The following is a 13,204-nucleotide window of genomic DNA, read 5'->3' on the forward strand; positions in this document are numbered from 1 at the left end:
ACCGCTCAACGCGACAAGGAGAAGCACCATGGCAGTCGAAGCACTCGCAAGCGAAGGCAATTTTTTTCATATATATGACTTCCGCATCAAGCAGGGCGTGGATCCGAAGGAGTTCGTCAAGCTGTTCAACCAGTTCGACTATTCGGAAGGCAATCCGATGCACAAGTCGGCTGCCCAGGTAAAGGACGGCGTGCTGGTCCAGGACGTGAAGGACCCACTGCATTTCTGGCTGATCGCGGAATGGCGCGACATCGAGGAGCATGCGCGCATCCGCAAGATACTGGCCGAGGAAATCAAGCCGGCCTTCGTCGGCATGATCGAGGGCGGGGGCTTCGTGCCACACTATGGTGAAATCGTGTCGGCGACGCCGCACGACATCCTCAACCCCTGATCAGGAAGACCAATGAAGCTCTACAGTTTTTTCCGTTCCTCCACCTCCTTCCGCCTGCGCATCGCGCTGGCATGGAAGGGCTTGGCGCACGAGACCGTCGGCGTCTCGCTGCCCGGCATGGCGCACAAGGACCCTGCATTTCTTGCGCTCAACCCGCAAGGCCTGGTGCCGGCGCTGGTCGATGACGACGGCACGGTGGTGACGCAGTCGCTGGCCATGATCGAATGGCTGGACGAGAAGTATCCGCAAAATCCGCTGATGCCGGCCGGCGTCGACGAGCGCTGGTATGTCCGCGCGGTGTCGCAAATCATCGGCTGCGAGATTCATCCGGTGAACAATGTGCGCGTGCTGAAGTACATCAAGAGCGCGCTGAACGCGACCCCGGAGCAGAGCCAGGAATGGTACGAGCACTGGATCCGTGAAGGACTGACCGGCCTGGAAAGCTTCCTGGTGACGCAGAAGCGTCACGGCAAGTTCTGCCTGGGCGACCAGTTCACGATGGCCGATGTATCCCTGGTGCCGCAGGTCTACAACGCGATGCGTTTCAACTGCGACCTGAAGCCCTATCCGACCCTGATGGCCATCTTCGCCAACTGCGAGGCGCTGGACTGCGTTCGTACTACCGAGCCAAACACGCAGGCGGACAAGACCTGACATGACAAGCCCTGACACCTTCGACGCGGAAGCCTTGCTGGAGCAGGCGCTGCAGCAGCGGCAATGGAGCTTGCCTGCGCAATGGCGCGAAGGCGTGCTGGCGAACCTGCAGCGGGTCCATGGCATGATCGCCGAGCTCGACGCGCTGCCGGTTGAAGCCGGCGGGCTGGTGCGGCAATGACGGCGCCGCTGCCTGCAACCCTGCCATCCCCGGGCCGGGCCCACGAGATTGCGGCGGCGGTTCGTACCGGCCGCTTGCGTGCCGTCGATGTGGTCGAGCAGACGCTGGTCCAGGTCGCCGTGCATGGTCTGCGGCTGAACTGCTTCTCCGCCACTTTCGCCGACGAGGCGATGGCGCAGGCGCGGGCGATCGACCAGGCGGTCGCTGCCGGGCGCGATCCGGGGCCGCTGGCCGGCGTGCCGGTCGCCGTCAAGAACCTGTTCGACGTCGCCGGCCACACCACCATCGCCGGTTCGAAGCTGTTGCGGGACGCGCCGCCTGCGAGCGCCGATGCGGCCATCATCCACCGGCTGCGGGAGGCCGGCGCCATCATCATCGGCGCGCTGCACATGGATGAGTTCGCCTACGGCTTCACGACAGAAAATTCGCATTACGGCCCGGTGCGCAATCCGCATGACAGGAATGCGATCGCCGGCGGTTCATCCGGCGGATCCGGCAGCGCGGTAGGCGCCGGGCTGGTGCCGCTTGCGCTTGGTTCCGACACCAATGGTTCGATCCGCGTGCCGGCTGCCTTGTGCGGAACCTGGGGGCTGAAGCCGACATTCGGGCGCCTGTCCCGCCGCGGCTGCTACCCCTTCGTCGATACGCTGGATCATGTGGGAGCGCTGGCGGACAGCTTGTCCGACCTGGCCCTGTCCTATGACGCGATGCAGGGCGGCGATCCACAGGACCCGGCCTGCGCGCAACGGCCGCCTGAGCCGGTTTCCTCGGTCCTCGGGCAGCCTGCGCAAGAGCTGACACGGGGTCTGCGCATTGCGGTCGCTACCGGATATTTTCGGGACAACGCTGAAGAACAGGCATGGCATGCCGTTGCCCGCGCGGCTGCGCTGCTGGGTACGGATCGGGAAGTGACGCTGGAACATGCGGCGCAGGCACGCGCGGCGGCATTCGTGATGACCGCCAGCGAGGGAGGTGCCTTGCACTGGCCGCAACTTCAGGTGCGCGGCGGCGAATTTGAGCCGATGTCGCGCGATCGCCTGCTGGCCGGGGTATTTACGCCGCCGGAGTGGGTGGCACGCGCCCATGCATTCCGCGACTGGTTCAGGAAAGAGGTCGACCAGTTGTTCGACGAGGTCGACGTGATCCTGGCGCCGGCGACGCCGCGTTCGGCCACGCCGATCGGCGCCACCGCGATGACGGTACGCAGCCAGCAGATGATCCCGCGCGCCCACATGGGCATGCTGACCCAGCCGATCTCGTTCATCGGCCTGCCGGTGGTGCTTGCGCCATTCCGGCCTGAGGGTGCGATGCCGGTGGGGGTGCAGATCATTGCGCCGGCATGGCGCGAGGACTGGTGCTTCCGGGTCGGGCGTGCGCTGGAGATGCTGTCCGCGGATTTCCGGCCGCGGCCTGCCGTGACGCCATGAAGCAGGGGCGCGCGAGCTGACGCGCCCTGCATTTTTGCTGCACCGTTACTGTTCCATCGTGGTGAGGATGCCCGCTACGGCGGTGCATTTTCCTGCCGCACTGCACTATGAAGAATCACCTTGCGAGCAATGTTGACAATGGGATTTATAGTCAGTACGCTGATCAAATTCCAGTGCATTGGAATACGAAGAAAACGTATTCCACGTCCTGCAATAACGCTTAAGTTAGTTCTCAGTAGCGCTTCAGAATCATCCGGAAGTCCCCTAACGAAAACCAGGAGAGATCATGCAACGACGCGGGTTCTTGAAACAGGCAGGCGCAGCAGCAGCACTGGGAGGCCTGGCAGCGCCAGCGCTGGCCCAGACCAGGCAGCAGGTCAAATGGCGCATGTCGACCAGCTGGCCAAAAAGCCTCGACACCATCCACGGCTCGGCCGAGGAAATGTGCAAGCGGATCAGCGAGCTGACCGAAGGCGGTTTCGAGATCCGTGCGTTCGCTGGTGGCGAGATCGTGCCCCCGGGCCAGAACATGGATGCAGTCAGCAACAACACCGTCGAGTGCAACCATGTTCTGTCGTCCTTCTTCATCGGCAAGAACACCGCGCTGGCGTTTGACGCCGGCATGGCTTTCGGCCTGTCGGCACGCCAGCACAATGCCTGGGTCCAGTACGGCGGCGGCATGGCGGCGCTGCGCAAGCTCTACGCGCAATACGGCATCGTCAATTTCGTCTGCGGCAACGTGGGCGTGCAGATGGGCGGCTGGTATCGCAAGGAGATCAAGTCGGTCGCCGACCTGAAGGGCCTGAAAATGCGCATCGGCGGCCTCGGCGGCATGGTGCTGCAAAAGCTGGGCGTGGTGCCGCAGCAGATCCCGACTGCCGACATCTACCCGGCGCTGGAAAAAGGCACGATCGACGCCGCTGAATGGATCGGTCCGTACGACGACGAGAAGCTGGGCCTGAACAAGGTCGCCAAGAACTACTACGCGCCGGGATGGTGGGAAGGTTCGGCATCGATCACGACGATGGTCAATGCCAAGGCATGGGAAGCGCTGCCACCGCTGTACAAGGCTGCGTTCGAATGCGCCGCCAACGAGCAGACCATGAAGATGCTGGCCAAGTACGATGCCCGCAATCCGGACGCGCTGAAGAAGCTGCTGGGGCAGGGCGCCAAGCTGCGCTATTTCCCGAAGGACGTGATGGATGCAGCGTTCAAGTCGTCGATGGAGTTGTTCGACGAGCTCGCTGAAAAGAATCCGGATTTCAAGGCCATCTATCCGGGCTGGAAGTCATTCCAGCGCGACGAGGCAAGCTGGTTCAAGGTGGCCGACAACTACCTCGACCACTACACGTTCGCGGCAGTTACTCGCAAGTAAGCTGTTGGCATTCGGCCGGCCGTACCGGTGCTTGCCGGTCGGCCGGCTTCTTTACTTGAAGCCTCGATTTTTGCATCATGCAGGGGCGCAAGCGCGCCACGACAGGGGACAGCAGACATGGGACAAATGTACGGAGCGAGCGGAACCGAAGGCGGTATCGGTGCACGCGTCGCCCGCAAGGAAGACGCGCGGCACATGCACGGACGCGGCCGTTTTGTCGCCGATTTCAGCATGCCGGGCTTGCAGGAAGTCGCGTTCCTGCGCAGCCCTGTCGCGCATGCCCGGATCGCCGGCATCACCAGGCCGGCTGGCAACGAGAAGCGGGTGGTGGTGCGCGCCGACATGCAGGGTGCGCAGGATATCGTCGCAGACTCGACATTGCCGGGCTACAAACGTTCCGCTCATCCACCGCTGGCATCCGGCAAGGTACGCTTTGCCGGAGAGCCGGTCGCGATGGCCTTCGCGCCGACCCGGGCCCAGGCCGAGGATATCGCCGAGCAGATCGGGCTCGAGCTGGAAGAATTGCCGCCACTGGTCAGCGCCCACGCCGCGCGTGTTTCCGCCACCCGCGTCCATGAGGAATGGGACGACAACCTGTTCCTGACGCTCGACGTCGACAACCAGTTCGAACAGTACGCCGCGAATGCGCCGGTGGTGGTGAAAAAGAAGGTTGACCTGGCGCGGCAGGTGATGTCGCCGATGGAAGGCAAGGCGGTGCTGGCGTACTGGGATCATCAGCTGAACCAGCTGGTCGTCATCACCTCGACCCAGGTGCCGCACATGATCCGCACCGTCCTGTGCGAATGCCTTGGCATCGAGCAGGCGCTGGTGCGCGTGATCTCGCCGGACGTCGGCGGCGCATTCGGCTACAAATGCGTGTTGCACCAGGAAGAGCTGTGCATCGCCTGGCTGGCACTGACCCACAAGAAGCCGTTCCGTTTCGTAGAAGACCGGCGCGAGCACCTGACCGCCGGCGCCAACTCGCGCCAACACCACTATGACCTTACTGCCTACGCTGACGAACGCGGCCGGGTACTGGCGCTGGATGCGCGGATCATCATCGATGGCGGCGCTTATTCGGCATGGCCGTTCACGATCGGGCTGGAGCCGGGGCAGGCTACCGGCAACCTGCCGGGTCCTTACATGATCCAGGGCTATCGCTGCCATACCGAATGCGTGGCCACCAACAAGCCAGGCTTCCTGCCGTATCGCGGCGTGGCCCGCACCGGCGTGTGCTTTGCAATTGAACTGCTGATGGATGCGGTTGCCCGCGAAGTGGGGCGCGAGCCGTGGGAAGTGCGGATGGACAATCTGGTTCCCGCGTCCGCCATGCCTTACAAGAACGTCGCCAACAAGCTGTACGACAGCGGGGATTACCCCGAAAGCCTGCGCCGCGCGGTGGCAAGCATCCATTTCAGCGCAGTGCGCGAACGCCAGAAGAAAGGCGAAGCCGACGGCCGCCGCATCGGCATTGGCTTTGCGACCTACACCGAGCAGTCGGCCCATGGCACATCGGTATTCGCGGCCTGGGGCCTGCCCATCGTTCCGGGCTTTGACTCGGCCGCGGCGCGCATCACGCCGGACGGCGGGCTGGAACTGCGGGTTGGCATTCACTCGCATGGACAGGGCATGGAGACGACGCTGGCGCAGATTTCCAATGAAATCCTCGGCATTCCGGTTGAAAACACGCAGGTGGTGCATGGCGATACCGGCACCACGCCGTTTTCCACCGGCACCTATGCATCGCGTTCGATCGTGATGTCCGGCGGTGCCGTGTCGCAGGCCTGCAAGGCGCTGCTGCCGCGGCTGAAGAAGATCGGCGCGCACCTGCTGCAGGTGCCGGAGGACGAGGTCACCCTGGATCGCGGCGACGTGCTTGCCGGCGAGCGCCGGGTCAGCGTGCGCGAGATCGCAAATGCCTGGTATATCCGCCCCGAGACCCTGCCCAAGGATGTTGACGTTGCCGGCCTGGAAGTGACGACCGGCTACAAGCCGAAAGTCGACAGTGGCGCATTCAGCTATGCGACCCACGCTTGTGTGGTGGCGGTCGATACCGAGAGCGGAAAGGTCGAGATACTGGACTATGTGATCGTGGAAGATTGCGGACGGCTGGTGAACCCGATGGTGGTCGAAGGCCAGACCTACGGCGGCGCTGCGCAGGGCATAGGCACCGCCTTGTACGAGGAGGCGCTGTACGACGACAACGGCCAGCCCCTGACCTCGACGCTGGCGGACTACCTGTTGCCGGGACCGACCGAATTGCCGTCGTTCCGCATCGAGCACATGGAAACCTTGTCGCCCAATACCGAGTTCGGCATCAAGGGCGTTGGCGAAGGCGGTGCGATTGCGCCACCGGCAGTGATCTTTTGCGCGGTCAATGATGCGATCCGTCCCTTGGGCGCAGAAGTGACCGAAACGCCGCTGACACCGCATCGCCTGCTTACGGCATTGCTCAAGGCCAGGGCGGCCGGAGGTGCAAAATGAAAGCGGCACAATTCGAATACCAGCCGGCTGGCAGCACAGCTGAAGCGCTACGCCTGCTGGCAAACGCCAAGCCGATCGGCGGCGGGCAGTCGCTGGGTCCGATGCTGAACCTGCGACTGGTGCGGCCGGGCAAGTTGGTCGATGTTTCGACGCTGGCCGAGGCCAGGCGCTGCGAACAGCGTGACGGCGGCTACCGCATCGGCGGCGCCATGACGCATGCAGAGATCGAAGACGGCGCACTCGACGAGTTGCTGCGCGACTCGCCTGCGCTGGCCGCGATGCTGCGGCATGTCGCCGGCGGCATCGCTTACCGCGCGATCCGCAACCGAGGCACCCTGGCTGGCAGCCTGGCGCATGCCGATCCGGCAGCCGACTGGGTGCTGGCCATGAACGCGCTGGATGCCAGCCTGGAGCTGGCATCGGCATCCGGCACCCGGGTGGTGCCGATGTCGGACTTCATGTCGGGCGCATTCACCACCGCGTTGTCCGAAGGCGAGTTGCTCACTGGCGTGTTGCTGCCGCGCTTATCGGCCGGCATGCGCTGGGGCTATGTGAAGTTTTGCCGCAAGACAGGCGAGTTTGCCGAGGCCAGCGCGGCGGCGGTGTTCGACCCGGAACAGGGCAGTGCCCGGCTGCTGATCGGCGCGCTCGACGGCCCGCCGGCGCTTCTGCAGCAGTTGGCCGGCGCAGTGGCCGCGCAAGGAAGCAGCGCCATCACGCAGCAAGCCTGTCTCGACGCAGTGGCATCGGTCGCAACCGGCAAGGACGAGGCCGGCAACTGGCAACTCGCGGTGGCAGTCAAGCGCTGCCTGCAACAATTGGCAGGAGAAAACAGATCATGAGCGCAATGCCCGAAATACCGACTGCGGCGGCAGCGTCCCAGCGCAAGCTGGTCCGGCTGCAAGTCAACGGCGAGCAGGTGGAACACCTGGCCGAGCCGCGCACCCACCTGGGCGACTTCGTGCGCGACCAGTGCGGGCTGACCGGCACCCACCTGGGCTGCGAACACGGCGTCTGCGGCGCCTGCACGGTGCTGCTGGACGGCAAGCCGGTGCGTTCCTGCATCACCTACGCAGTCGCCTGCGAGAGTCATGCCGTGACGACGATTGAAGGCTATGACGAAGACCCGGTGATGGCGCGCCTGAGGAAGGCCTTCAATCAGGAGCATGCACTGCAGTGCGGCTTTTGCACGCCTGGCATGCTGGCGACCGCGCGTGACATCGTGACCCGGATACCCGACGCCGATGAGCATCGCATCAGGCTGGAGCTGTCGGGGAATTTGTGTCGTTGCACCGGCTATGTCGGGATTGTCCGGGCGGTGCAGTCGGTACTGGCCGAGGTGAAGGCGGAGCACGGCCAGCAAGTTGTGGCCGAGCCGGTCGCGGCCCGTGCCGAACCGGCGGCCATGCAGGCTTTCACCGTGCGCGAAGCCGCTGCGGTGTCATCGACGGCATCGACGGCATCCCCGGCTGCGGCCGGGCAGGACGCAGGCGAAAGCCGCCGCGGCTGGTCGACGATGCAGGGCAGCTTCGATGTCGATTTTCCACCGCAGCAGGTGTGGGAATTCATGGGCGACGTGCGGGCGCTGGCTGCCTGCTTGCCGGGTGCGGAAGTTCAGGAGGCTGACGGCACCTCGGTCAAGGGCCGTATCGCCGTGAAGTTCGGACCGATTTCGGCTGCATTCAACGGCGCGGCTACGCTAGAGCGCGACAATGAGGCGCAGGCGGGCATGCTGCGCGGCGCTGGTACGGACACGGTCAGTCATTCGCGTGCAAAGGGCGATGTGGGTTATCGCTTGATAGCGCTCGATGGCGGGCAGCGCACGCGTGTGGACATCACGCTGGAGCACATGCTGCAGGGGCCGCTGGCACAATTTTCGCGGTCAGGCTTGGTGCGGGATTTCGTGTCGAGGATGATTGTGGAGTTTGGACGCAATCTGAATGCGAGCATGGGTGGGACCAGTGCGGATCAGTTGCCGGTGCAGAAGATCGGGCTGTTCGGGATGTTGTGGCAGGTCATTGTCGGGCGGATCCGCGGGCGACATTGAGTGCCGGGGGTTTTGACCTGAGCATTGCCCCTGACCGGGCCGGAGCGACCATATTGGTTTCGCGCGGTTCCAGATGCGCGCTGGATGCGCGAACGATGTTCAATCGTCCGCGCCAGGTGATGGCATTTTTGGCGCAGGAGCCGGTGTTGCGGCCACCTGGCCCGGAACGGTTCGGACCGGCTTGGATGCGCTTGGCTTCGGGGGCGGCAGCTTGCGTGCAGTCTGCGGTGCAGGCCCGCCACTGAGGTGCGCGGGCTTGGGTGGCTTGGCGGGCGGTGCGCGTTTCGGGGTGTTGATACCCGGGCCACCAGGATTGGCACTTGTGCTGGCTGCGGCAGTGGTGTTGGCAGGCGTCGCTTTCTTGTTCAGTGCGCCAACTTTCTCGTCCGCCTTCAGGCTGGCTTCAATCCCATGACCTTTTTCATTGTAAAAGCGGACTCGTTCGCCCCGATCCCAACTACTCAAGCCCTGACGTTCCAGTACAGCGAGTGCAGCTTCCGCTGCGACGCGGACGTCACCCACATGCAGCGCGCGACCTTGCGCGGACTTTTGCCTGACATGAGTAGTGGCGGCCTCGATCATGGTTTTCACCGCGCCATCAGGAGCAGCCTTCGAGCCCTGTTCGAGCAGATCGGCAATTGCGTCAGCCACACTCGATCGTGCTTGCGTCCTGTTTCCGGTGATGTCCGGGAACTTGTGCTTGCCGGTCCCGAATATCAGCCTTGCCTGGCTGCTGGCGTTGGGATCCAGGCCTTCTATTTTTTGATGGTTGGATGCAGACCTGAAATTTTCGACCAGATCGCCAAGCTGCGCTTGTGGAGTTCGGTTCACGTTCATCGGGTCCTCTTGTTCACTGGATTGTGGCCGGAACCTGCTTGCGAACGCGTCAGGTTCCAGAGGCGGCACATCGGCTATCGACACGGGCACTTAGTAACAAAGTCCGCACAATTGTTCCCTTATCGAACATCCAAGCGAAAGTGTGTGTCGGGCGAGCACCCCACGCGAACGCCCTCTGCCTGACCGGGAAAGTACGGTCAGGTTCGGGCAAGTTCGGGCAAGGCAAGAGGAATCGGGCGACAGGAATATCAGTGAGGGAGGCGCAACGGCGCCTCCGAGCGCGCCTTACTGAGGCACCCGCCACGGCGTAGCGCGCTTCTCTATCCATGCCAGCGCACCGAACAGCACGATACCCATGAGGGACAGAAGGAACATGGCCGCAAACACCCGGGCCGTGTCGAAAGTGCCTTGCGCACTCATGATCACGTAACCCAGTCCGCGTTGCGAGGACACGAATTCACCGACGATGGCGCCGACCAGCGCCAGCGAGATCGCGACCTTCATGCCGGTCAGGATCGACGGCAGCGCGCACGGCAGGCGCACCTTGAAAAAGAAATCGAGCGTCGATCCCTTCAGCACCCGGCCCATGTCCAGTATGTCGCCCGGCACCGAGCGCAATCCATGCACGGTGTCGACAATGATCGCGAACACCGCAATCAGGAAGGCAATCGCAATTTTCGGTTCGGCGCCGGTGCCCATCCAGATCACGAACAGCGGCGCAATCGCCACCTTGGGCACGCTGTTCATGGCAATGATCAAGGGGTAGACCGCGCTTTCGAACCAGCGCGATCCGACCAGCAGCATCGCAATCGCCACGCCGAACACGACCGACAGCACGAAGCCGGCCATGGTCGTGAGCAGCGTGTACCACGCATGCCCGGCATACCAGACGGGCTCGGAAATCAGTTCCTTGAATATCGCCGACGGCGGCGGCAGCATGATGGGCCTTACCTTGAGCAGGTGGACCAGTGCTTCCCAGGCCGCCAGCACCACCAGGAAGGAGACCAAGGCGACCAGGCCCTGGCGGCTGTGATCGAACATCTTCTTCATCAGTGGTTTCCTTCGTCGATCAGTCCCATCTCTTCAAACAGCTCGCGGATACGGGTGCAATAGCGTCCGAATTCCGGCGTCTCGCGTACCGACAGCTTGCGCGGCCGCGGCAGGTCGATGGTCAGCACTTCGGCAATCCGCCCCGGGCGCGGCGAAAACACCACGACCCGGTCGCCGAGAAAGACTGCTTCGGCAATGCCGTGCGTGACGAACAGCACGGTGTTGCCGATCTCCATCCAGATCCGCTGCAACTCGACGTTCATCTGGTCGCGGGTGAGGGCATCCAGTGCGCCGAATGGCTCGTCCATCAGCAGCAGCGCCGGATCGTCGATCAGGGCGCGGCAGATCGCCGCCCTTTGCCGCATTCCGCCGGACAGCTGTCCGGGGAAGCTGCGGCTGAAGTCGGACAGGCCGGCCAGCTTCAGCAGTCCGGCCATCTTGTCGCGGTAGGCGGCGACTTTCTTCTTCTTGAACTCGATCGGCAGCATCACGTTCTTTTCGACCGTGCGCCACTCCAGCAAGGCGTCGCGCTGGAACACCATGCCGATGTTGTCCGGCGGCCCTTGCACCGGCTGGTTCTGCACCAGCAATTCGCCGGAGCTGGATTCCTCCAGCCCGGCGACGCAGCGCAAAAAGGTGCTCTTGCCGCAGCCGCTGGGCCCCAGGATGCTGACGAATTCGCCGGGCGCGATATCGAGCGAGATATCTTGCAGAGCCAGCACGCCGCCGGTGTACTGCTTGCGCACGTTGCGCGCGCTGACTGCTGCTTTACTCATTTATTTCAGCTTCTTGAAAACGTCGGGGCGGACCATGTTGGCTTCGTAATATTGCTTTGGATCGGCGCCTGCCTTGATCAGGCCAGCGGCGGTCAGGGTCTTGACTGCCTCAGCCCAGTCGGCTTGTACCTGCACGCCGATTGGCTGACCCGCAGAGTTGGCCGAGGTGAAGTGGCTCTTCAGCGCATCGATCTGGCCGCGCAATACGGTCTTGTTGAGCTTGGCCTGCGGGCGCTGGGCGACGATGGCGTCGACCGCTTCATCCTGATGACCGTCGAAAATGTATTGCCAGGCGCCGGCCGTGACGCTGGCAAAGCGCATGATCGCGTCGCCGCGGGTTTTCAGCTTTTCTTCCGAAGCGAACAGGCCGAAGCTGGGCATGTTCAGGCCGTAGTCGGAAAACTTGATGCCGTCAGAGGGGCGGGTGGCCGATACCACCGGCAGGAAGAATGGAATGGTGGAGAAGGCGGCGTCGGTACGGCCGGCTGCATAGGTCGCTGCCTTGCCGGCGGCGTCGACGCTGACCAGTTCGACATCAGTGCGCTTGAGACCGCCGGCTGCCAGGAATGCATCGATGAACGGCGCTTCCAGCGATCCGGTGGTGTAGGCAATTTTCTTGCCCTTCAGGTCTTTCGGCCCTTTCATGCCGGCGCCCTTGGGCACCAGCAGGCCGACGTCCGATTGACGGGCGAACACGGCAACCGATTTCACCGGCAGACCCTTGTCACGCGCAATCATCATCGAGGCCAGTGCGGCATGGCCGACGTCGAACTGGTCGCTGGAGCCTACCAGTTGCACGGTCGTGACCGAACCGTTGCCGTCTTCCAGGCTGACATCCAGCCCGGCCTGCTTGAACCAGCCTTTCTGCATCGCCAGGTGGAACGGCGCCTGCACACCCCACGGCGTCCAGTCGAGACGGACCTTCAGCTTGTCGACGCTCTGCGCGGCGGCCGGAGCGGAGAAGGCGAGGGTGACGGTGCACAGTACTGCGCTAAGCAAGGCTTTTGCTGATGACATCCGGATGCTCCTGGTCGGGTTGAAAGGTATCGGTTCGCGTTGATATGCAAGAGCGATGCCAACAGCTCAGCATACTGACTATCGGAAAATATAAGCAAATCGAAGGCCTGTCAATGCGAACAAATCCACAGCCCGGATCATCGCGGTTCAGGCCGCAACTTTTCCTTTCCTTGATCGTGTCATTACCTTGCTGACGTCATTCAGGTGCGACCTGACGGCGAGTTCCGCATCCTCGATCCGCCCAGCGGCGATGGCGCTGACGATCGCTTCATGGTGCCCCGCGGCCGAGCTGTCGAAATGCTCGTGTTCATTGGCCATGTGACGGGCGCGGAAGACATGCCACATGATGTTTTCGTGGATCTGCGCCAGGGTCTTGTTGCCCGAGCCTTCCACGATTGCACGGTGAAAGTCGTCGTTGAGCTGGTAGTAGAGCGCCATATCTTCTTTCTTCGCCGCCGTTACCATTTCCCGGTGCAGGCGGCGCAGTTGGGCGATCACCCGGGCCGGCCTTTGCGCGGCGAGCAGCGATGCCGCGGCTTGCTCCAGCGCGGACAGCACGTGCATCTTTTCTTCCAGGTCGGGCAGGCCGGGTTGGGTCACCACTGCACCAACATGGGGACGCAATTCGATCAGGCCTTCGGCCTCCAGCAATTTCAGGGCGTCGCGCATCGGCGTGCGCGAGACGCCGAATTCCTCGCACAGCTCCGGCTCGGGCAGGCGCTCGCCGGGCTTCCAGCGGTTGCGGATGATGTCCTGCCGCAGTTGGACCAGTATCTGTTCATGTATGGGGGCGCGCTTGATTGCGCGCGGTGTCCGTGTACTGCCGGCTGCCATCAGATCTCCATGTTGCCTGCTGCGCTGCCAGAATCCAGATCGTTTCGGCGCTCGCTTCAGGTTGTCATTATTTCGCAAAAATTGTGGCACGTCACTTCGCATATCGTATACGATACGACCAACATTTCGGG

13 protein-coding genes are annotated in these 13,204 nt (G+C 63.1%); 8 read left to right on the top strand and 5 right to left on the bottom strand.

Going from position 1 to position 13,204, the window contains the following annotated elements; genetic code table 11:
- Positions 1–28 precede the first annotated feature (28 nt).
- The 8 genes from FVE66_RS03340 (at position 29) to FVE66_RS03375 (ending at position 8,559) form a co-directional block, all read left to right on the top strand.
- Positions 29–391 (top strand): hypothetical protein, encoded by a 363-nt coding sequence (locus tag FVE66_RS03340; RefSeq protein WP_151445943.1) that lies wholly within the window; start codon positions 29–31, stop codon positions 389–391.
- Between the two features lie 12 nt (positions 392–403).
- A complete protein-coding gene (maiA, locus tag FVE66_RS03345; RefSeq protein WP_151445944.1) occupies positions 404–1,045 on the top strand; it encodes a maleylacetoacetate isomerase in 642 nt (213 codons plus the stop codon).
- 1 nt (position 1,046) lies between these two features.
- Positions 1,047–1,226: a DUF4089 domain-containing protein gene (locus tag FVE66_RS03350; RefSeq protein WP_151445945.1), complete on the top strand. Its 180-nt coding sequence runs from the start codon at positions 1,047–1,049 to the stop codon at positions 1,224–1,226.
- Entirely contained in the window at positions 1,223–2,653 is a 1,431-nt protein-coding gene (locus FVE66_RS03355; protein ID WP_151445946.1) for an AtzE family amidohydrolase, read from the top strand. The genes FVE66_RS03350 and FVE66_RS03355 overlap by 4 nt, the downstream gene beginning before the upstream one ends.
- 286 nt (positions 2,654–2,939) lie before the next feature.
- On the top strand, positions 2,940–4,028 hold the full coding sequence (locus tag FVE66_RS03360; RefSeq protein WP_151445947.1) for a TRAP transporter substrate-binding protein: 1,089 nt from the start codon (positions 2,940–2,942) through the stop codon (positions 4,026–4,028).
- A gap of 117 nt (positions 4,029–4,145) precedes the next feature.
- Positions 4,146–6,512 carry a xanthine dehydrogenase family protein molybdopterin-binding subunit gene (locus FVE66_RS03365; RefSeq protein WP_151445948.1) on the top strand — a complete coding sequence of 789 codons (2,367 nt, stop codon included), beginning with the start codon at positions 4,146–4,148 and terminating at the stop codon, positions 6,510–6,512.
- Positions 6,509–7,354, top strand: coding sequence for an FAD binding domain-containing protein (locus FVE66_RS03370; protein WP_151445949.1), 846 nt, complete (start codon positions 6,509–6,511; stop codon positions 7,352–7,354). Before FVE66_RS03365 ends, FVE66_RS03370 begins: the two co-directional genes overlap by 4 nt.
- Positions 7,351–8,559 (top strand): xanthine dehydrogenase family Fe-S subunit, encoded by a 1,209-nt coding sequence (locus FVE66_RS03375; RefSeq protein WP_241672992.1) that lies wholly within the window; start codon positions 7,351–7,353, stop codon positions 8,557–8,559. Before FVE66_RS03370 ends, FVE66_RS03375 begins: the two co-directional genes overlap by 4 nt.
- Positions 8,560–8,658: 99 nt before the next feature.
- On the opposite strand, the gene FVE66_RS03380 is transcribed toward FVE66_RS03375, so the two are convergent.
- The 5 genes from FVE66_RS03380 to FVE66_RS03400 form a co-directional block, all read right to left on the bottom strand.
- The gene (locus FVE66_RS03380) at positions 8,659–9,396 is read right to left on the bottom strand and encodes a hypothetical protein (RefSeq protein WP_151445950.1); all 738 of its coding nucleotides are present in this window, start codon (positions 9,394–9,396) and stop codon (positions 8,659–8,661) included.
- Positions 9,397–9,681: 285 nt separating this feature from the next.
- Positions 9,682–10,446, bottom strand: a complete 765-nt coding sequence (locus FVE66_RS03385; RefSeq protein ID WP_151445951.1) for an ABC transporter permease — start codon at positions 10,444–10,446, stop codon at positions 9,682–9,684.
- Positions 10,446–11,222: an ABC transporter ATP-binding protein gene (locus FVE66_RS03390; RefSeq protein WP_151445952.1), complete on the bottom strand. Its 777-nt coding sequence runs from the start codon at positions 11,220–11,222 to the stop codon at positions 10,446–10,448. Before FVE66_RS03390 ends, FVE66_RS03385 begins: the two co-directional genes overlap by 1 nt.
- Positions 11,223–12,239, bottom strand: coding sequence for an ABC transporter substrate-binding protein (locus tag FVE66_RS03395; RefSeq protein WP_151445953.1), 1,017 nt, complete (start codon positions 12,237–12,239; stop codon positions 11,223–11,225).
- Between the two features lie 147 nt (positions 12,240–12,386).
- Positions 12,387–13,073, bottom strand: a complete 687-nt coding sequence (locus FVE66_RS03400; protein WP_206668706.1) for a GntR family transcriptional regulator — start codon at positions 13,071–13,073, stop codon at positions 12,387–12,389.
- Between the last annotated feature and the right edge of the window lie 131 nt (positions 13,074–13,204).

Origin of the sequence: Lacisediminimonas profundi (assembly GCF_008831265.1) — a bacterium.
Classification (GTDB): Bacteria; Pseudomonadota; Gammaproteobacteria; order Burkholderiales; family Burkholderiaceae_D; genus Lacisediminimonas; species Lacisediminimonas profundi.